Source organism: Pseudomonas sp. SDO52101_S400, from assembly GCF_054071635.1.
Genome location: NZ_JBSVWF010000005.1, coordinates 18,853 through 37,530, shown reverse-complemented (window position 1 = coordinate 37,530; position 18,678 = coordinate 18,853). Strand labels below are relative to the sequence as shown.

The following is an 18,678-nucleotide window of genomic DNA, read 5'->3' as shown; positions in this document are numbered from 1 at the left end:
ACTCCTTACAGATCGCCGAAGAAGCGTTTTACACCGTCAAACCAACCGGTGGTTTTCGGCGAATGGCTGTTGTCGTCCGCCAGGGAGCTGCGGAACTCTTCCAGCAGTTCACGCTGACGACGGTTCAGGTTGACCGGCGTTTCGACGGCCACACGGCACATCAGGTCGCCGGCACCACCGCCACGTACTGGCGCAACGCCCTTGCCGCGTACGCGGAACTGCTTGCCGGTCTGAGTGCCTTCCGGAATCTTCAGCTTGACGCGACCGTCGAGGGTCGGAATTTCCAGTTCGCCACCCAGAGCCGCATCGACGAAGCTGATCGGCACTTCGCAGAACAGATGCTTGCCGTCACGCTGGAAGATGTCGTGTTCGCGGACGTTGATCACCACATACAAGTCGCCGGTCGGGCCACCCTGAGTACCCGCCTCACCTTCGCCCGACAGACGAATGCGATCACCGGTGTCGACACCGGCCGGCACTTTGACGGAGAGGGTTTTGTACTCTTCGACGCGACCGTCACCGTGGCAGGAGTCACACGGATCGGAAATGATTTTGCCCTGGCCATGGCAGCGCGGGCAGGTCTGCTGCACCGAGAAGAAGCCTTGCTGCATGCGCACCTGACCGATGCCGCCGCAAGTCGGACAAGTCGATGGCGACGAGCCTTTCTTGGCGCCCGAACCGTCGCATGGTTTGCAATTGACCAGTGTCGGAACACGGATATTCACGGTCGTACCGCGCACCGCTTCTTCCAGGTTCAATTCCAGGGTGTAGCGCAAGTCGCTGCCACGCTGGGCGCCGCCACGGGAACCACCGCGACCGCCACCGAAGAAGTCACTGAAGACATCGCCGAAAATGTCAGAGAAATTCTGACCGCCGAAACCGGCACCGCCGCCGCCCATGCTCGGGTCGACGCCGGCATGACCGTACTGATCGTACGCCGCACGCTTGCTGGAATCGGACAATACTTCGTAGGCCTCGTTGGCCTCTTTGAACAGTTCTTCCGATGCTTTGTCATCGGGATTACGGTCCGGGTGATGCTTCATCGCCAGACGGCGATAGGCCTTCTTCAGGTCTGCGTCGCTTGAGCCGCGCTCAACACCCAACACTTCGTAATAGTCACGCTTTGCCATAAGTCTTTGCACTCTTAAGGACGTTCGGCAAACCCCTCCTGAGCTTCGCCAAACTCGTTGAGCCCCAATACAGGCCCGGACCCAACTCACGTCAATTCAACGATCCTGGTCTTTGATTCATGCGGCACTTTCGGCTCGAAAAGCAGGAGCATTTCCGGCCATGCCGCCAACACGCGAAGCTTGTCGCATGCTGTAAAAATTCGCGTATTCCAGATACGCCAACGCGGGAGCAAGCTCCCGCGCGGCGACATCCTACCAGTCAGTGCCCAAAGGCAGTCAACCGGCCGACCAACAACTTACTTGTGGTCTTTGACTTCTTCGAACTCGGCATCGACAACATCGTCAGCCTTTTCAGCTTTCTCTGCGTGCGGTGCCGCGCCTTCAGCAGGCTGAGCCTGTTCGGCGTACATCTTCTGGGCAACCGGAGCGGAGACTTTCGACAGTTCTTCAACCTTGGCGTCGATGGCAGCCTTGTCGTCGCCTTTGACGGCGGCTTCCAGGGCAACCACGGCCGCTTCGATTGCAGTCTTCTCTTCTGCAGTCACTTTGTCGCCAGCGTCAGCGATCATCTTGCGAGTCGAGTGAACCAGTGCATCACCCTGGTTGCGGGCAGCGGCCAGCTCTTCGAACTTGCGGTCTTCTTCAGCGTTCAGCTCGGCGTCGCGCACCATCTTCTGGATTTCTTCATCCGACAGGCCGGAGTTGGCCTTGATGGTGATCTTCTGCTCTTTACCGGTCGCCTTGTCTTTCGCGCCGACGTGCAGGATGCCGTTGGCGTCGATGTCGAAGGTCACTTCGATCTGTGGCACACCACGTGGCGCTGGTGGAATCTCGGCCAGGTCGAACTTGCCCAGGGACTTGTTCTGAGCGGCTTGCTTGCGCTCGCCCTGCAGAACGTGAATGGTCACGGCGCCCTGGTTGTCGTCGGCAGTCGAGAACACTTGCGATTTCTTGGTAGGAATCGTGGTGTTTTTCTCGATCAGCGCGGTCATCACGCCGCCCATGGTTTCGATACCCAGGGTCAGCGGGCTGACGTCGAGCAGCAGAACGTCTTTCACGTCACCGGCCAGAACGGCGCCCTGGATGGCAGCACCCATGGCAACAGCTTCGTCCGGGTTCACGTCTTTACGTGCTTCTTTACCGAAGAAGTCGGTAACTGCCTTCTGCACCAGTGGCATACGAGTCTGACCACCGACCAGAATCACGTCGTCAATTTTGCTGGCGTCGATACCGGCGTCCTTCAGAGCAGTACGGCATGGCTCGATGGTGCGGTTTACCAGATCTTCGACCAGCGACTCGAGCTTGGCACGAGAAATCTTCACGTTCAGGTGCTTAGGACCCGTTGCGTCTGCAGTGATGTACGGCAGGTTAACGTCGGTCGACTGAGAAGAAGACAGCTCGATCTTGGCTTTCTCAGCGGCTTCTTTCAGACGCTGCAGAGCCAGAGGATCGTTCTTCAGGTCCATGCCGGACTCTTTCTTGAACTCGTCGACGAGGTAGTCGATCAGACGCATGTCGAAGTCTTCGCCGCCCAGGAAGGTATCACCGTTGGTGGCCAACACTTCGAACTGGTGCTCGCCGTCAACTTCAGCGATTTCGATCACGGATACGTCGAAAGTACCGCCACCCAGGTCATAAACGATCACGGTGTGATCGCCCTTGGCCTTGTCCATACCGTAAGCCAGAGCGGCTGCGGTTGGTTCGTTGATGATACGTTTCACGTCCAGACCAGCGATGCGACCAGCATCTTTAGTCGCCTGACGCTGGCTGTCGTTGAAGTAGGCCGGAACGGTGATCACCGCTTCGGTCACAGCTTCGCCGAGGTAGTCTTCGGCGGTCTTCTTCATTTTCTTCAGGACTTCAGCGCTGATTTGCGGCGGAGCCATCTGCTTGCCGGAGGCCTCGACCCAAGCGTCACCATTGTTGGCCTTGACGATCTTGTAAGGCACCAGCTTGATATCTTTCTGCACGACATCTTCGTCGAAGCGGCGGCCGATCAGGCGCTTCACCGCAAACAGCGTGTTGTGCGGGTTGGTCACAGCCTGACGCTTGGCGGACTGACCCACCAGGATTTCGCCATCGTTGGCGTAAGCGATGATCGACGGCGTGGTACGCGCGCCTTCGGCGTTTTCAATAACTTTGGCTACGCCGTTTTCCAGCACGGAGACGCAGGAGTTGGTAGTCCCCAGGTCGATACCGATAATTTTGCCCATGTTCACTCTCCCGAAACTTTGGATTTGGTTGCCGCAGCAGTGGTGGCTAACTGCGGTAATACTTAAACGCTTGACTTCTAAATGGGGGCCTTGCGGCTAATTTCAAGCCTTCTCGTCAATCGAAGGCGAAACTGGCGCCGGCGCCTTGCTGACCACGACCATCGCCGGACGCAGCAGACGACCGTTGAGCTGGTAGCCCTTCTGGAAAACCTTCAGAACACTGTTCGGCTCCAGGTCGGCGCTTTCCTGCATGGCCATTGCCTGATGTTCCACGGCATTGAACGGCTCACCTTCCTGCGGACTGACGGCTACAAGCTGATAGCGCTTGAGAGTGTCCTGGAACATTTTCAGGGTCAGCTCGATGCCTTCGCGCATCGGACGGATGCTTTCGTCGTCCGGGTTCGACAGCTCGAGGCCGCGCTCCAGGCTGTCGACGATCGGCAGCAGGTCGCCGGCGAATTTTTCCAGCGCAAACTTGTGAGCCTTTTCGACGTCCTGCTCGGCGCGGCGGCGGACGTTCTGCAGATCGGCAGCTACGCGCAGAGATTGATCCTGCGCGGCGGCCAATTGCTCTTCGAGCACTTGTACACGGGTCGCCAGGTCATCACCCGAAGCCTCGGGCGCCTGATTGGCTTCTGGGTTTTGCGTATCTACTGTCTGTTCGTCAGCCATAGAATTCTCCTTTCAATATCGTCCGCGAGTTCGATTCGCGCTTCTGCCCCGGTATATGGGGCCGCAAAATCAGGCTTCAAGGGCTGACAACGATTAACCCTACAAAAAAGTGCTGCATTGTCATTCCCAGGCGCGATAAGCATTTGATCGGATCAAGCCAATCGAGCTAAACGAGGGCATTGTCAGGCCGAAACAAAACACTGTATAAATAACCAGACCTAAAGCCTGGGAGCGGCCTTTATGCTGGTGCACCTGTCCGTACACAACTACGCCATCGTTGAACATCTCGATCTCGAACTCGATCGCGGGATGAGCGTGATTACCGGGGAAACCGGCGCCGGCAAGTCGATCATGCTCGACGCCCTCGGCCTGACCCTTGGTGACCGCGCCGACAGCGGCGTGGTTCGCCCGGGTGCCGACAAGGCCGACATTCTGGCAACCTTCGACCTGGCCGACATTCCCGAAGCCAGCGCCTGGCTCGCCGAGCGCGACCTGGAAATCGACGGCCCGTGCATCCTGCGCCGGGTCATCACATCCGAAGGCCGTTCCCGTGGCTATATCAACGGCACGCCCTGCCCGCTCGGCGACCTCAAAGCTCTCGGCGAGCTGCTGATCGACATCCACAGCCAGCACGAACACCAATCCCTGCTCAAGACGGACACTCACCGCCGCCTGCTCGACGAGTACGCCGGCGCAACCGATCTGGCCCGTCAGGTACAACTGGCCGCTCAGCGCTGGCGTCAGACCCGACTGGAACTGGAGCGCCTGTCCAACTCCGGTGACGAGCAGCGCGCCCGCCACCAACTGCTCAGCTATCAGCTCGAAGAACTGGAAAACCTCGGTCTCGGCGAGAACGAACTGGAAGATCTGGAGCAGGAACACAAGAACCTGACCAACGCCGAAACCCTTCTGGGCATCTGCCGGCAAGTGGTCGAGCAGTGCAGTGAAAGCGATTCCGGCAACGTGCTCAATGCGCTGACCGCCAGCCTCAATCGCCTGTCGAGCGTGAACAACTCGATCGGCGCCCTGGGCGAAGCCAGCAGTTTGCTGACCAGCGCGCAGATCCAGGTCGAAGAGGCTGTCGGCGAACTCAACCGTTTCCTCGACAACTTCGACGCCGATCCGGCGCGCCTGCAGTATCTGGAAGAACGTCTGGACGCCATTTACACCCTGGCACGCAAGCACCGGATCCAGCCGACAGAAGTCGCCGAAATGCAGCAAAAACTGTTGGATGAAATCGAAACGCTCAACGCCAACGACGAATCCGTCGAACGCCTGGGCGAAGAACTCGCCTCGTATGCCCGTCACTACCAGGAGAAGGCCCGCGAACTGAGCGATCTGCGCCATCAGGCTGCGGGTAGCCTGGCCAGCGCAGTCGAACAGGAGATTCAACGCCTCGGCATGCCTGGAGGACGCTTCACCATCGAGTTGCGGCCCAACGCCAGCGGTGAGCTCCTACCCAACGGCCTCGAACAGGTTGAATTACTGGTGAGCGCCAACCCTGGCCAGCCATTAAAGGCCTTGGCCAAAGTGGCATCCGGCGGTGAACTTTCGCGGATCAGTCTGGCGATTCAGGTCATCACCGCCCAGACCTCACGCGTGCCGACACTGGTATTCGACGAAGTGGACGTCGGCATTGGTGGCCCGACCGCCGAGATTGTCGGCCAATTGCTGCGACGCCTGGGCGAACGCGGACAAGTACTGACCGTTACGCACCTGCCGCAAGTGGCAGCCCAAGGGCATCAGCATTTATTCGTGCACAAGGTGCGAGGCGAGCAGGCGACGCACACCGCCGTCTCGAAGCTGAGCAAAAATGATCGTATAGAAGAAGTCGCGAGGATGCTCGGCGGCATCGACCTGACCAAGGAATCTCTGGCGCACGCCAAAAAGATGGTCGTTACCGCAAAGGTTTAAGCACGACAGAAAGCACGAAGGCGACCCTTGGGTCGCCTTCGTTCGTTTCGCGAACCTGAAATTCGCGCGACATGCTTACTTTTTCTTGCGCACGTACAGCACCAGGTTGTGATCCACCAACTCGACACCGTGCTCCTCGGCAATTGCCTTCTGGAGCTTTTCGATTTCGATGCTGACGAACTCGACAACCTCACCGGTTTCCACGTTGACCATATGGTCGTGGTGGCCACCGTCGGCCAATTCGAATACCGCGTGACCGCCGTCGAAGTTGTGACGGACCACGAGGCCAGCCGCTTCGAACTGGGTCAGAACACGGTAAACCGTGGCCAGACCGACGTCCTCGCCAGCTTCCATCAACGCCTTGTAGACGTCCTCGGCACTCATGTGACGCTGCTCGGTAGAGTCGAGCATTTGCAGGATCTTGACCCGTGGCAGGGTCACTTTGAGGCCGGCTTTGCGTAGTTCGCTATTTTCAACCATGGTCAGCTTTCTCGCGATGCTGCTTCGCAGCTTCTCTTAATGCGGGTATGATCGGCGTTTACGTTGTCCCAGCCAAGATAGTGGAAGTCGCCCACCGATGCAAAACACCAAGCTCTTGCTAACCAGTTTCACCTTTGTGGGACTGCTCGCACTCGCCGGTTGTTCATTCCCCGGGGTTTACAAAATCGACATCCAGCAGGGCAATGTCGTCACGCAGGACATGATAGACCAGTTACGCCCGGGAATGACCCGGCCGCAAGTACGGTTTATCATGGGTAACCCTCTGCTTGTCGACACGTTCCATGCCAATCGCTGGGATTATCTGTACAGCCTGCAACCTGGTGGCGGTGAACGCCAGCAGGAACGCATGAGTGTCATTTTCGACTCAAACGACCGCCTTGTCAGCCTGTCCGGTGACTTCATGCCGGGCGTGAGCCGTGACGAAGCCATTCTCGGCAAGGACAGTGGCACCAGCGTGACCGCTCCTGCTGAAAACGCCGAGAAGCCAAAACCGGAAAAACCGGTCAAGCCAGGTTCCTTGCTGGATCAGATCCAGAAAGACGTCGATGGTGTTGAAACCGTTCCGGTTCCGACCCCAGAGCCGCTGGACACCTCGCCGCAATAATTTGCGATGCAATAAAAAACCCGGAAATTCCGGGTTTTTTATTGCCTGCAGATTGGCGCATCACTGATTTCTGGCCTTGGCCTCGGCAGCCTTGGCTGCCCTCAATCGACGCACTTCTTTTGGATCAGCCAGCAGCGGTCGGTAGATTTCGAGGCGATCCCCCGCCTGAACAACCCGAACATCCGGATCGGCAATCACCTTGCCGAAAATCCCGACCGGGCAACCGGCCAGATCCAGCTCAGGAAAGTCGGCATCAATGCCGCAGGCCAACAGCGCAGCACGCACCGTCGAACCCTCTACAACGCTGATCGTACGCAACACCTGACGATCAACCGCCGCGTACACCACTTCTATTTCGATCACCGGCTCAACCATGCATCTGCTTGGCGCGCTGGCAGAATGCATCCACCAGTGTGTTCGCAGCCTGATTGAACAGCGGCCCGAGCGTGGCGCGCACCAAGGGGCCGGCATAATCGAAGGACAGATCGAGGCTGATCTTGCAGGCCTTCTCGTTCAACGCCTTGAACACCCAGACCCCGTGCAACTGATTGAACGGACCTTCCTCAAGATTCATCTCGATCGACTGTCCCGGCACCAGGGTATTGCGTGTCACGAAGTGCTGACTGAGACCGCCCTTGGCCACACCGACGCTGGCGCGCATGTGTTCAGGCGAGCTTTCCAGGACTTCTGCTGACGAGCACCACGGCAGAAACTCCGGATAACGCGCCACGTCATTAACCAGGTCATAGAGAAATTGCGCCGGGTAAGGCAGCAGCGCTGATCGTTGAATATGTGTCGTCATGTAAGCGTCACTTCCAGAGCTGGGTGGCAAACACTACAAGAATGCCGATGGGCGCCACATAGCGCATCAAGAACAGAGACAAGGCGAACAGCACCGGGCTGCGAATCGACAATTCGTCACGCACCGCTTCACGCCCCATCACCCAACCGGCAAACAGCACAAAGCACAGCCCGCCGAGCGGCAACATGATCCGCGAGGTGAAGAAGTCGATCACACCAAAGAAGTCCAGACCGCCCGCGGCACCCCATTGGTAGAGATGGAACATCCCGCCTTCGTTCACGAAAAATTTCGCTTCCTTCCAGATATTGAAGGAAAACACCGTGCCCAGACCGACAAACCAGCAGGTGAACGCCAACCAGAATGTCACCCAGCCACGACTGATTTTAGTCCGCTCGACCAAATAGGCGACCATCGGCTCCAGCAGGGAAATCGCCGAGCTCCAGGCCGCAATGGCCACCAGAACGAAGAACACCACGCCCATCAACTGGCCGAAAAGCACGTTGCCGAAAGCAAATGGCAGACTGACGAACATCAACCCCGGGCCTTCGCTCGGGTTCAAACCGCCGGCGAACACAATCGGAAACAATGCCAGACCGGCCACCAGCGAAACGAAGGTATCGAGCAACGCCACACCCACGACCGTGCCGGACAGCGAGGCTTCCTTCGTCATGTAAGCGCCGTAGATCATGATCGAGCCCACGCCCACGCTCAGGGAAAAGAAAGCGTGCCCCATAGCCGGCAGCAAGCCGTCGAGGACTTTTTCCGGGTGGAAGTCGAACATGAAATGCACGCCCTCCATGAAATGCCCGGTGGTCATGCTGTAGCCCAGCAGGACGAGGACCATCACAAACAGCAGCGGCATCATGATCCGCAGACTGCGCTCAAGCCCGGCAACCACCCCTTTGGCAATCACCACCGCAGACAGCAGCATGAAAACCGTGTGCCACAGCGTGAGGCGCCAAGGGTCGGCGATGACATTACCGAAGTAGGCACCGACCTGATCGGCCGTCGCGCCCTGGAAGTCCCCGCGCCCCATATCGATGATGTAATCCAGCGACCAGCCGCCGACCACACTATAGAAAGACAGGATCAGCAACGCCGTGATCATCCCGGCGAACGCGCCCCACGACCACTTGCCCGAATGCCCGGCTTCGAGTGCCAGCACCTTGAGAGCGTTGGCCGGACTCAGCCGCGCACGCCGGCCGATCAGGGTTTCCGCGAGCATCACCGGAATGCCGATCAGCGCGATGCAGGCCAGAAACATCAGCACGAAGGCGCCGCCACCGTAGACCCCGACCATGTACGGGAACTTCCAGATGCTGCCCAGTCCCACGGCCGAGCCGGTCGCGGCGAATATGAAAACCCAGCGGCTAGCCCAACTGCCGTGGACAGAAACCTTGTCTGTCGACATCGTTTATCACGCCCAAGCGTTAGAAAAAGAGGCCGCATTGTCCGGGATTCACTCAACCTGCTCAAGCACGCAGCATCACCGTAGCCGACAGCCGTTTATCTCCATATAATGCCGCCCCTATGGCTAAACAGAAGAAACACCCAACAGGGACCATCGCGCAGAACAAAAAGGCGCGACACGATTACTTCATCGAGCACAAGTTCGAGGCTGGTCTGGTCCTGGCCGGCTGGGAAGTAAAAAGTCTGCGGGCAAGCAAGCTGCAACTGGTCGACAGTTACGTCCTGCTCAAGGATGGCGAAGCCTGGCTGCTTGGCAGCCACATCACGCCTCTGATGACCGCCAGCACCCACGTCATCGCTGACCCGGTCCGCACCCGGAAGCTGCTGCTCAACCGGCGCGAGCTGGAGAAGCTGGCCGCCGCCGTGCAGCAGAAGGGTTATGCCTGCGTATGCCTGTCCTGGTACTGGAGCAAGCACATGGTCAAGTGCGAGATCGCTCTGGGCAAGGGCAAGAAGGAATACGACAAGCGTGATACCGAGCGCGAACGCGATGCCGGTCGCGAGTTGCAGCGTGCGGTGCGCAACAAGGGCAAGGAAGACTGACTCTTCTGCCTGAATGACCGTTCCCATGCTCGGCACGGGAACGGTCATGCTCACATCCCCTTGCGCCGCTCGGCCCGAGCCACGCGCTGAACTTCCTGGCGTACCTCTTCCAGCACTTCCTGCACATACAAAATGTGTCGGCTGGACACCTCTCGCGCCTGCTCCGCACGCCCTTCAATAATTGCCTGATACAGCTCCCGGTGCTGAGTGATCAGCATGTCGCGGGTTTCCGTGCGCTGCTTGTACATGCCGCCGATGTTGGTCACCACATTGCGCTTGAGCAGGTCGAACAGCCCGCGAATGGTGTGCAGCAACACTGCGTTATGACTGGCCTCGGCGATCGCCAGATGAAATTTCGCATCCGCCGCCCCCTCCTCCGCCCGACTCACTTCGTCATGGCGCGAGTAGCAATCCTGTAGTTCTTCGAACGCCGCGGTCAGCCGCTCGCGATCCACATCGGTGGCGCGCAATGCCGCGTAATAGGCGCACGATGCCTCCAGAGTGTGGCGAAACTCCAGCAGATCGCGCTGGGCCTCGGGATTGCTTTCCAGCAGTTGCAGCAACGGATCGCTGAAGGTCGAGCCCAGGCTTTCCACCACGTAATTGCCGCCGCCCTGCTTGCTGACCAGCAGCCCCTTGGCCGCCAGCTTCTGAATCGCCTCGCGCAACGAAGGCCGGGACACACCGAACTGCTCGGCCAATGCACGCTCGGCCGGCAGCCGCTCACCGGACTTCAATGTCCCCTCGAGGATCATCCCCTCAAGCCGCTCGACAATATCGTCAGACAAACGGCGCTGACGTATCTGATCAAACCCCATCACTCAATTCTCCACGATCCCGACCACTCGCCGGGCTCTCTATTCTGGCCTATCGGCGCCTTGCCGACACCTGCCAGATGAAACGCCCCGGACCGGATCAGATCGATTCTGCACCGGTGATTCGACGAAAGTTTCAGGGCGGCAAATTGACACACCGACATCAAGGCTTTTACCCTAGCCAACAGCGATTGTAAATTGGTCTTACCAATTAACCAAGAACGCTGACAGTGCCTGACCAACAACAATTAGGGGCCACCCCATATGCAAACCTGGCAACAGCTCTACAGCCCGCTCGGCAGTCTCGGCGTGTCCGCTCTCGCGGCCGTCATCCCCATCGTGTTCTTCTTCCTCGCCCTGGCGGTGTTCCGCCTCAAAGGTCATGTCGCCGGCAGCATCACGCTGGCCCTGGCGATTCTTGTGGCGATCTTCGCGTTTCAGATGCCGGTGGACATGGCGTTCGCCGCCGCCGGGTATGGTTTCGCCTATGGTCTTTGGCCGATTGCCTGGATCATTGTCGCGGCGGTGTTCCTCTACAAACTGACGGTCAAGAGTGGTCAGTTCGAAGTCATCCGCAGTTCGGTGCTGTCGATCACCGATGATCAGCGCTTGCAGGTGCTGCTGATCGGCTTCTGCTTCGGCGCCTTCCTCGAAGGTGCAGCCGGTTTCGGCGCACCGGTGGCGATTACCGCTGCGCTGCTCGTAGGACTGGGCTTCAACCCGCTGTATGCCGCCGGCCTGTGCCTGATTGCCAACACCGCGCCGGTCGCGTTCGGCGCATTGGGAATTCCCATCATCGTGGCCGGGCAGGTCACCGGCATCGACGCGTTCAAGATCGGCGCCATGACCGGCCGCCAACTGCCGCTGCTGTCGCTGTTCGTGCCGTTCTGGCTGGTGTTCATGATGGACGGCCTGCGCGGCGTGCGCGAAACCTGGCCAGCCGCGCTGGTTGCCGGCCTGAGCTTCGCCGTGACCCAGTACTTCACCTCGAACTTCATCGGCCCGGAACTGCCGGACATCACCTCGGCCCTGGCCAGCCTGATCTCGCTGACCCTGTTCCTGAAAGTCTGGCAGCCAAAACGCACTGCGGGCGCACAGATCGCTGGCGCCACCTCGAACGTGGCGGTCACTGCCAGCGTCGGCGGTTTCGGCCAGAAGCGCACCACCATCGCTTCGCCCTACAGCTTCGGGGAAATCTTCAAGGCCTGGTCGCCGTTCCTGATCCTCACCGTGCTGGTCACCATCTGGACCCTCAAACCGTTCAAGGCCATGTTCGCCGCTGGCGGCTCGATGTACGCCTGGGTGTTCAACTTTGCGATCCCGCACCTGGATCAACTGGTGATCAAGACTGCGCCGATCGTAGCCACGCCGACAGCCATCCCGGCGGTGTTCAAACTCGACCCGATTTCCGCCACCGGCACAGCGATTTTCTTCTCCGCGCTGATCTCGATGGTCATCCTGAAGATCAATTTCAAAATTGGTCTTACCACATTGAAAGAGACCTTCTACGAACTGCGCTGGCCGATTCTGTCGATCGGCATGGTGCTGGCGTTTGCCTTCGTCACCAACTACTCAGGTATGTCTTCGACCATGGCCTTGGTGCTGGCTGCGACCGGCGCGGCATTCCCGTTCTTCTCGCCGTTTCTGGGTTGGCTGGGTGTGTTCCTCACCGGTTCAGATACCTCGTCCAACGCGCTGTTCAGTTCGCTGCAAGCGACCACCGCGCATCAGATCGGGGTCAACGACACCTTGCTGGTGGCGGCCAATACCAGCGGCGGCGTGACCGGCAAGATGATTTCGCCACAGTCGATTGCCGTGGCCTGCGCCGCGACCGGGCTGGTGGGCAAGGAATCCGATCTGTTCCGCTTCACCCTCAAGCACAGCCTATTCTTTGCAACGATTGTCGGCCTGATCACCCTGGCTCAGGCCTACTGGTTCACCGGCATGCTGGTGCACTGATAACGACAAGAAGACCACAAGCGACATGGAAATAACCGACGCCGGTTCGTGATTCCGGCGTCAGCAATTCACAACCCGGTCTGTAAGGCTGCTGAAAGCAACGCGCTCTATATTCGGCAGCCTCAATAGACGGATAACCGGGCCCACCCGGAGACACGCCTGATGAGCGAGCTTTTTTACAACGCTGTGCCCAATGCCACTCGCGTTGCACCGCCACTGCCCGAACCCCGGCAATACCCGAGCGAGAAACCGTCGCGGGTCTACCTGTTCGGCACCTGCGTGGTCGACCTGTTTTATCCCGAAGCCGGGATGGACGCGATCCACTTGCTGGAGCGCGAAGGCATTCGGGTCGACTACCCGCAAGGGCAGAGCTGCTGCGGACAACCGGCCTACACCTCGGGCTACACCGAGCAGGCGCGGACCGTAGCGCGCTCGCAACTGGCGCTGTTTGCCGGGGATTATCCGGTGGTGGTGCCGTCGGGTTCCTGCGCGGGAATGATCCGTGAGCATTACGCCGACTTGTTCAAGGACGAGCCGGAAACGTTGAAACAGGTTCAGGCCCTCGCGGCGAGAACCTATGAACTGGCCGAGTTCCTGCTGTTCGTCTGCAAGGTGCAGCTCAAGGACAGCGGCGAGCCGGTCAAAGTGGCGCTGCACACCTCGTGTTCGGCGCGACGGGAAATGAACACCCACCTGCACGGCCGCGAGTTGTTGGCGCAGCTGAGCAACGTGGAACGGGTCAATCACGACCATGAAAGCGAATGCTGTGGCTTCGGTGGGACATTCAGCGTCCGTATGCCAGACATTTCCGGCGCGATGGTGGCTGACAAGACCCGGGCGTTGAAGGAGTCCGGCGCGCATCAGGTACTCAGTGCCGACTGCGGCTGCTTGATGAACATCAACGGCTCGCTGGAAAAACAGCAGGAAGCGCTGCGCGGGCAACACCTGGCGAGCTTTCTCTGGCAACGAACCGGAGGTGCGCGATGAGCACTTCCACGATTATTCCTACGGTTGCCGTAGAAGAAGATTTCCGCACACGGGCGCACAACGCCCTGGGCGATTCGCAGTTGCGGAACAACTTCCGCACCGCGATGGATTCACTGATGACCAAGCGGGCAGCGGCTTTCAGCGATGCCCACGAAAGAGAACACTTGCGCGCCCTGGGCAACTCGATCAGGGCGCGTGCGCTCTCCAAGTTGCCCGACCTGCTCGAGCAACTGGAACAGAACCTGACCCGCAACGGTGTGACAGTGCACTGGGCGGAAACGGTGGATGAGGCCAATGGCATCGTCCTTTCGATCATCCGCGCTCACGAGGCGCGGCAAGTGATCAAGGGCAAATCGATGGTCAGCGAAGAGATGGAGATGAACCATTTCCTCGAGGCTCGGGACATTGAATGTCTGGAGTCCGACATGGGGGAGTACATCGTCCAGCTCGACCACGAGAAGCCTTCTCACATAATCATGCCGGCAATCCACAAGAATGCCGGTCAGGTCGCGTCCTTGTTCCACAACAAACTTGGCGTGGAATACACCAAGGACGTTGACCAACTCATTCAGATCGGTCGCAGGGTCCTGCGGCAGAAATTCTTCGAAGCGGACATCGGCGTCTCCGGCGTCAACTTCGCCGTGGCCGAAACCGGTACCCTGCTGCTGGTGGAAAACGAAGGCAACGGGCGCATGACCACCACCGTGCCGCCGGTACACATCGCCGTCACCGGCATCGAAAAGGTCGTGGAAAACCTGCGCGACGTGGTGCCGCTGCTGTCGTTGCTGACCCGCTCGGCGCTGGGCATTCCGATCACCACCTACGTCAACATGATCTCCGGCCCGCGCAAGGAACACGAACTCGACGGCCCGCAGGAAGTGCATCTGGTGTTGCTCGACAACGGTCGCAGCCAGGCGTTTGCCGACAGCGAGTTGCGCCAGACCCTGAACTGCATCCGCTGCGGCGCGTGCATGAATCATTGCCCGGTCTACACCCGTGTCGGCGGCCATACCTACGGCGAGGTTTACCCTGGCCCGATCGGCAAAATCATCACTCCGCACATGGTCGGCCTGGCGAAAGTCCCGGATCACCCGAGTGCGTCTTCGTTGTGCGGCGCCTGCGGTGAAGTGTGCCCGGTGAAAATCCCGATCCCCGCGTTGCTGCGTCGTCTGCGCGAAGAAAACGTCAAAGCCCCCGACAGCCCTCATCAAGTGATGCACGGCCAGGGCAGCAAGTATTCGCGCAAGGAACGCTTTATCTGGAACGCCTGGGCGAAGCTCAACAGCTCGCCGACTTTGTATCGGCTGTTTGCGTTTTGCGCCACGCGCCTGCGCGCTCTGGCGCCGAACAATGTCGGCCCGTGGACGCAGAATCACAGTGCTCCGAAACCCGCCGCCCGCTCACTGCATGACATGGCTCGCGAACATCTGGCCAAACAAGGAGACCGCTGATGAGCGCCAAGCAAAACATCCTCGGCAAGCTGCGCAAAAGTCTGACCGGCACCACTCCGATTGCCGACAACTTCGATGTCGATCTGGTGACCCAGCCCTACACCTACAGCGACGAACAACGCATTCCGCAGCTGCGCAAATTGATGGAGGCGGTGCACACCGAAATTCACCTGACGTCTGCTGAAGCGTGGCCCGCGCTGCTGGCGCAATTGCTGCGCGACCGCCAGTTACCGAGCCTGTTGATCGCACCGACTACGCCTCACGGACAGCGCATCACACAGCACTGGGCGAACACTCCTGATCTGCCAGCGCTGAAGTCCTACGACCGCTCTATGGAAGAGTGGAAAGCCGAGTTGTTCAACGACACCCCGGCCAGCCTCACCGGCACCCTCGGCGCCATCGCTGCTACCGGCAGCCTGATTCTGTGGCCGACCCGTGAAGAACCACGGCTGATGAGCCTGGTACCGCCGGTGCATTTCGCCCTGCTCAAGGCCAGCCAGATCCGCGACAACTTCTATCAGGTCCAACAGGAATTCGAGTGGGCGCAAGGCATGCCGACCAACGCGCTGCTGGTGTCCGGCCCGTCGAAAACTGCCGACATCGAACAAGTGCTGGCCTACGGCGCCCACGGTCCGAAAGACCTGGTGGTGTTGATCCAGGAGGACCAATGACCCTACCGGCGACTTTCCTGCGCGATGCGCAGCAACTGATTCCTGCCGAACGGCGCTTCGACGATCCGCTGTCGACCCTGGCCTTTGGCACCGACGCCAGTTTCTACAGGTTGATTCCGCAACTGGTGATTCGCGTCGAGTCTGAAGACGAAGTGGTGGCGCTGCTGAAACTGGCCCAGCGCGATCAGGTCCCGGTGACCTTCCGCGCCGCCGGCACCAGCCTGTCGGGCCAGGCGATCAGCGATTCTGTGCTGATCGTGCTGGGGGATAACTGGAACGCTCGAGAAATTCGCGGCCAAGGCATGCAAATCCGCCTGCAACCGGGCGTGATCGGCGCCCAGGCCAACGCGTGGCTTGCGCCATTCGGGCGCAAGATCGGCCCGGATCCAGCCTCGATCAACGCCTGCAAGATCGGCGGCATCGTTGCCAACAACGCCAGCGGTATGTGTTGCGGCACCGCGCAAAACACCTATCACACGCTGGCCGGGATTCGTCTGGTGCTGGCCGACGGTACACGCCTGGACACCGAAGACGCCGCCAGCGTCGCGGCATTTCGCACAAGCCACGGCGAATTGCTGGAACGCTTGGCGACATTGGGCCGCGAGACCCGCGCCAATGCCGAACTGGCCGCACGAATCCGCCACAAATACCGTCTGAAAAATACCACTGGCCTGTCGCTCAACGCCCTGGTGGATTTCGATGAGCCTGTGGATATCCTGAGCCACTTACTGGTCGGCTCAGAAGGCACCCTCGGCTTCATCAGCGCGGTGACCTATGACACGGTGATCGACCACCCGAACAAGGCCTCGGCACTGATCGTTTTCCCCGACGTGGAAACCTGCTGCAACGCCGTCACCGTGCTGAAAAGCCAACCGGTGTCCGCCGTGGAACTGCTGGATCGACGCAGCTTGCGCTCGGTGCAGGACAAACCCGGCATGCCGGATTTCGTACAGCAGCTGTCGAACAATGCCTGCGCGCTGCTGATCGAATCCCGCGCCGCCTCCTCCACGTTGCTGCAGGAACAACTGGCGCAGATCATGGCCTCGCTCAGCGGCTTCCCGGTGGAGAAACAGGTCGACTTCACCGAAGACCCGGTCGAGAACGCCCGCCTCTGGGCGATCCGCAAGGACACCTTCCCCGCCGTCGGCGCCGTGCGCAAAACCGGTACCACGGTGATCATCGAAGACGTGACCTTCCCGGTGGAACAACTGGCGATCGGCGTGAATCGCCTGATCGAGCTGTTCGACAAACATCACTACGACGAAGCGATCCTTTTCGGACACGCGCTGGAAGGTAATCTGCACTTCGTCTTCACCCAAGGCTTCAACAGCCCGGAAGAAGTCGCACGCTATCAGGCGTTCATGGACGACGTGGCGCAACTGGTGGCCGTGGAGTTCGGCGGTTCGCTGAAGGCCGAACACGGCACCGGACGCAACATGGCGCCGTTTGTCGAACTGGAATGGGGCAGCGATGCCTATCAATTGATGTGGCAACTCAAGCGCCTGCTCGACCCTCAGGGCATTCTCAATCCGGACGTGGTGCTCAGCGAAGATCCGCAGATTCACCTCAAGCACCTGAAGCCGCTGCCAGCCGCCGATGAGATTGTGGATAAGTGCATCGAATGCGGTTTCTGCGAGCCGGTCTGTCCATCGAAAGGCCTGACCCTGAGCCCGCGCCAGCGCATCGTGATTTGGCGAGATATTCAGGCGAAAAAACGTGCCGGAATCGACACGCGCGAACTTGAAGAAGCCTACGAATACCAAGGCATCGACACCTGCGCCGCGACCGGTTTGTGCGCGCAACGCTGCCCTGTAGGAATCAATACCGGCGAACTGGTGAAGAAGCTGCGCAGCCGTAACGCCACGAGTACGAAAACGGCTAACTGGATCGAAGGAAATTTCGCCACCACCCTGCAAGGAGCGCGCGTCACCCTGCACGTGGCCAACGGTGCGCGGATGTTGCTGGGGGCTCCACGTCTGGCGAAGCTTTCGGCAACGCTGACGCGCTTGTCCAAGGGCCAAGTACCGCAGTGGACCAACGCGATGCCGCAGCCGGAAAGAGCCATTCGCCTCAGTCCGACACTCTCGGACGAACGCCCCCGCGTGGTGTATCTGGCGGCCTGCGTATCGCGGGTGATGGGACCTGCAGCGGGCGACAAGGAGCAGATGTCGCTGTACGACAAAACCCGTGGCCTGCTGGAGAAGGCCGGTTATCAGGTGGTGTTCCCGGACAATCTGGACAACCTCTGCTGCGGTCAGCCTTTCGCGTCCAAGGGCTATGCCGAACAGGCCGAGCACAAGCGTCAGGAACTGATCGGCGCATTGCTCCACGCCAGCCGTGGCGGACTCGACCCGATCTATTGCGACACCAGCCCCTGCACCTTGCGACTGGTGCAGGATGTGGGAAATTTTCGCCTTGATCTGTATGACCCTGTCCGTTTCATTCGCACACATCTGATCGACCGGCTGGAATTCACCCCGCAGGAAGCACCGATTGCCGTTCATGTAACGTGCAGCACTCAGCATCTGGGGGAAAGCCAGGCGTTGATCGATCTGGCGCGCAAGTGCAGCAAGAACGTGGTGATCCCGGAAGGCATTCATTGCTGTGGTTTTGCCGGCGACAAAGGCTTTACCACACCGGAACTCAACAGCCACTCGCTGCGCACCCTCAAGGATGCGGTGCAGCATTGCAGCGAAGGGATTTCCACCAGCCGCACTTGTGAGATCGGTCTGACACAACACGGCGGAATCGACTACCACGGTCTGGTCTATCTGGTGGATCGAGTGACCCGGGCCAAAACCTGCGAAACCGCCACCTGAAGAAAAATAGAACCCTTGCGAGCGACCGTAGTCCACAGAACAGGCCCCGCTGACGGGGCTATTCCTCCACTCGGTTGCCCGTCCTGACGGCCAGCGAAGTCTGGATCCTCAGTTCAAGGAGATTCAT

At 59.5% G+C, this 18,678-nt stretch carries 16 protein-coding genes; 8 read left to right on the top strand and 8 right to left on the bottom strand.

Features of this window, described 5'->3' with window-relative positions; translation table 11 throughout:
• Positions 1–5: 5 nt before the first annotated feature.
• The 3 genes from dnaJ to grpE form a co-directional block, all read right to left on the bottom strand.
• The gene (gene dnaJ / locus ACW9HX_RS03430) at positions 6–1,130 is read right to left on the bottom strand and encodes a molecular chaperone DnaJ (RefSeq protein ID WP_003221522.1); all 1,125 of its coding nucleotides are present in this window, start codon (positions 1,128–1,130) and stop codon (positions 6–8) included.
• A 296-nt stretch (positions 1,131–1,426) separates the two neighbouring features.
• Positions 1,427–3,343: a molecular chaperone DnaK gene (gene dnaK, locus ACW9HX_RS03425; protein ID WP_457379507.1), complete on the bottom strand. Its 1,917-nt coding sequence runs from the start codon at positions 3,341–3,343 to the stop codon at positions 1,427–1,429.
• A gap of 102 nt (positions 3,344–3,445) precedes the next feature.
• Positions 3,446–4,015: a nucleotide exchange factor GrpE gene (grpE, locus tag ACW9HX_RS03420; RefSeq protein WP_085729540.1), complete on the bottom strand. Its 570-nt coding sequence runs from the start codon at positions 4,013–4,015 to the stop codon at positions 3,446–3,448.
• A 240-nt stretch (positions 4,016–4,255) separates the two neighbouring features.
• Between grpE and recN the strand changes: the two genes are divergently transcribed.
• The gene (gene recN, locus ACW9HX_RS03415; RefSeq protein WP_457379506.1) at positions 4,256–5,929 is read left to right on the top strand and encodes a DNA repair protein RecN; all 1,674 of its coding nucleotides are present in this window, start codon (positions 4,256–4,258) and stop codon (positions 5,927–5,929) included.
• Between the two features lie 75 nt (positions 5,930–6,004).
• Here the strand turns inward: recN and fur are convergent, their stop codons facing one another.
• On the bottom strand, positions 6,005–6,409 hold the full coding sequence (gene fur, locus ACW9HX_RS03410; protein ID WP_064119476.1) for a ferric iron uptake transcriptional regulator: 405 nt from the start codon (positions 6,407–6,409) through the stop codon (positions 6,005–6,007).
• Positions 6,410–6,506: 97 nt separating this feature from the next.
• Between fur and ACW9HX_RS03405 the strand changes: the two genes are divergently transcribed.
• Positions 6,507–7,034, top strand: a complete 528-nt coding sequence (locus ACW9HX_RS03405) for an outer membrane protein assembly factor BamE (protein ID WP_085729538.1) — start codon at positions 6,507–6,509, stop codon at positions 7,032–7,034.
• 60 nt (positions 7,035–7,094) lie between these two features.
• Here ACW9HX_RS03405 and ACW9HX_RS03400 read toward each other — a convergent pair whose 3' ends face one another.
• From ACW9HX_RS03400 to ACW9HX_RS03390, 3 genes are read right to left on the bottom strand one after another with little or no spacing between them, the layout of a single operon-like run.
• Entirely contained in the window at positions 7,095–7,409 is a 315-nt protein-coding gene (locus ACW9HX_RS03400; RefSeq protein WP_457379505.1) for an RnfH family protein, read from the bottom strand.
• Entirely contained in the window at positions 7,402–7,836 is a 435-nt protein-coding gene (locus tag ACW9HX_RS03395) for a type II toxin-antitoxin system RatA family toxin (RefSeq protein ID WP_003221509.1), read from the bottom strand. The genes ACW9HX_RS03400 and ACW9HX_RS03395 overlap by 8 nt, the downstream gene beginning before the upstream one ends.
• Before the next feature lie 7 nt (positions 7,837–7,843).
• Entirely contained in the window at positions 7,844–9,247 is a 1,404-nt protein-coding gene (locus tag ACW9HX_RS03390) for a sodium-dependent transporter (protein ID WP_457379504.1), read from the bottom strand.
• Positions 9,248–9,366: 119 nt separating this feature from the next.
• Between ACW9HX_RS03390 and smpB the strand changes: the two genes are divergently transcribed.
• Positions 9,367–9,849: an SsrA-binding protein SmpB gene (gene smpB, locus ACW9HX_RS03385; RefSeq protein WP_007915208.1), complete on the top strand. Its 483-nt coding sequence runs from the start codon at positions 9,367–9,369 to the stop codon at positions 9,847–9,849.
• Positions 9,850–9,899: 50 nt separating this feature from the next.
• On the opposite strand, the gene ACW9HX_RS03380 is transcribed toward smpB, so the two are convergent.
• Positions 9,900–10,667 (bottom strand): FCD domain-containing protein, encoded by a 768-nt coding sequence (locus ACW9HX_RS03380; RefSeq protein WP_457379503.1) that lies wholly within the window; start codon positions 10,665–10,667, stop codon positions 9,900–9,902.
• Between the two features lie 261 nt (positions 10,668–10,928).
• On the opposite strand from ACW9HX_RS03380, the gene ACW9HX_RS03375 reads away from it, so the two are divergent.
• The 5 genes from ACW9HX_RS03375 to ACW9HX_RS03355 all read left to right on the top strand — a co-directional run bounded on the left by ACW9HX_RS03375 (position 10,929) and on the right by ACW9HX_RS03355 (position 18,551).
• Positions 10,929–12,623: a lactate permease LctP family transporter gene (locus ACW9HX_RS03375; RefSeq protein WP_457379502.1), complete on the top strand. Its 1,695-nt coding sequence runs from the start codon at positions 10,929–10,931 to the stop codon at positions 12,621–12,623.
• A 162-nt stretch (positions 12,624–12,785) separates the two neighbouring features.
• Complete coding sequence (locus tag ACW9HX_RS03370) at positions 12,786–13,610, top strand: (Fe-S)-binding protein (protein WP_039769136.1); 825 nt, start codon at positions 12,786–12,788, stop codon at positions 13,608–13,610.
• Entirely contained in the window at positions 13,607–15,061 is a 1,455-nt protein-coding gene (locus ACW9HX_RS03365) for a LutB/LldF family L-lactate oxidation iron-sulfur protein (protein ID WP_457379501.1), read from the top strand. Before ACW9HX_RS03370 ends, ACW9HX_RS03365 begins: the two co-directional genes overlap by 4 nt.
• Positions 15,061–15,732 carry a LutC/YkgG family protein gene (locus tag ACW9HX_RS03360; RefSeq protein WP_457379500.1) on the top strand — a complete coding sequence of 224 codons (672 nt, stop codon included), beginning with the start codon at positions 15,061–15,063 and terminating at the stop codon, positions 15,730–15,732. The genes ACW9HX_RS03365 and ACW9HX_RS03360 overlap by 1 nt, the downstream gene beginning before the upstream one ends.
• Complete coding sequence (locus ACW9HX_RS03355) at positions 15,729–18,551, top strand: FAD-binding and (Fe-S)-binding domain-containing protein (RefSeq protein WP_457379499.1); 2,823 nt, start codon at positions 15,729–15,731, stop codon at positions 18,549–18,551. The genes ACW9HX_RS03360 and ACW9HX_RS03355 overlap by 4 nt, the downstream gene beginning before the upstream one ends.
• Positions 18,552–18,678: the final 127 nt, after the last annotated feature.

Bases quoted from the DNA above. Each gene is read 5' to 3' on its own strand.
- dnaJ (WP_003221522.1), bottom strand. From the start codon at position 1,130: ATGGCAAAGCGTGACTATTACGAAGTGTTGGGTGTTGAGCGCGGCTCA.
- dnaK (WP_457379507.1), bottom strand. From the start codon at position 3,343: ATGGGCAAAATTATCGGTATCGACCTGGGGACTACCAACTCCTGCGTC.
- grpE (WP_085729540.1), bottom strand. From the start codon at position 4,015: ATGGCTGACGAACAGACAGTAGATACGCAAAACCCAGAAGCCAATCAG.
- recN (WP_457379506.1), top strand. From the start codon at position 4,256: ATGCTGGTGCACCTGTCCGTACACAACTACGCCATCGTTGAACATCTC.
- fur (WP_064119476.1), bottom strand. From the start codon at position 6,409: ATGGTTGAAAATAGCGAACTACGCAAAGCCGGCCTCAAAGTGACCCTG.
- ACW9HX_RS03405 (WP_085729538.1), top strand. From the start codon at position 6,507: ATGCAAAACACCAAGCTCTTGCTAACCAGTTTCACCTTTGTGGGACTG.
- ACW9HX_RS03400 (WP_457379505.1), bottom strand. From the start codon at position 7,409: ATGGTTGAGCCGGTGATCGAAATAGAAGTGGTGTACGCGGCGGTTGAT.
- ACW9HX_RS03395 (WP_003221509.1), bottom strand. From the start codon at position 7,836: ATGACGACACATATTCAACGATCAGCGCTGCTGCCTTACCCGGCGCAA.
- ACW9HX_RS03390 (WP_457379504.1), bottom strand. From the start codon at position 9,247: ATGTCGACAGACAAGGTTTCTGTCCACGGCAGTTGGGCTAGCCGCTGG.
- smpB (WP_007915208.1), top strand. From the start codon at position 9,367: ATGGCTAAACAGAAGAAACACCCAACAGGGACCATCGCGCAGAACAAA.
- ACW9HX_RS03380 (WP_457379503.1), bottom strand. From the start codon at position 10,667: ATGGGGTTTGATCAGATACGTCAGCGCCGTTTGTCTGACGATATTGTC.
- ACW9HX_RS03375 (WP_457379502.1), top strand. From the start codon at position 10,929: ATGCAAACCTGGCAACAGCTCTACAGCCCGCTCGGCAGTCTCGGCGTG.
- ACW9HX_RS03370 (WP_039769136.1), top strand. From the start codon at position 12,786: ATGAGCGAGCTTTTTTACAACGCTGTGCCCAATGCCACTCGCGTTGCA.
- ACW9HX_RS03365 (WP_457379501.1), top strand. From the start codon at position 13,607: ATGAGCACTTCCACGATTATTCCTACGGTTGCCGTAGAAGAAGATTTC.
- ACW9HX_RS03360 (WP_457379500.1), top strand. From the start codon at position 15,061: ATGAGCGCCAAGCAAAACATCCTCGGCAAGCTGCGCAAAAGTCTGACC.
- ACW9HX_RS03355 (WP_457379499.1), top strand. From the start codon at position 15,729: ATGACCCTACCGGCGACTTTCCTGCGCGATGCGCAGCAACTGATTCCT.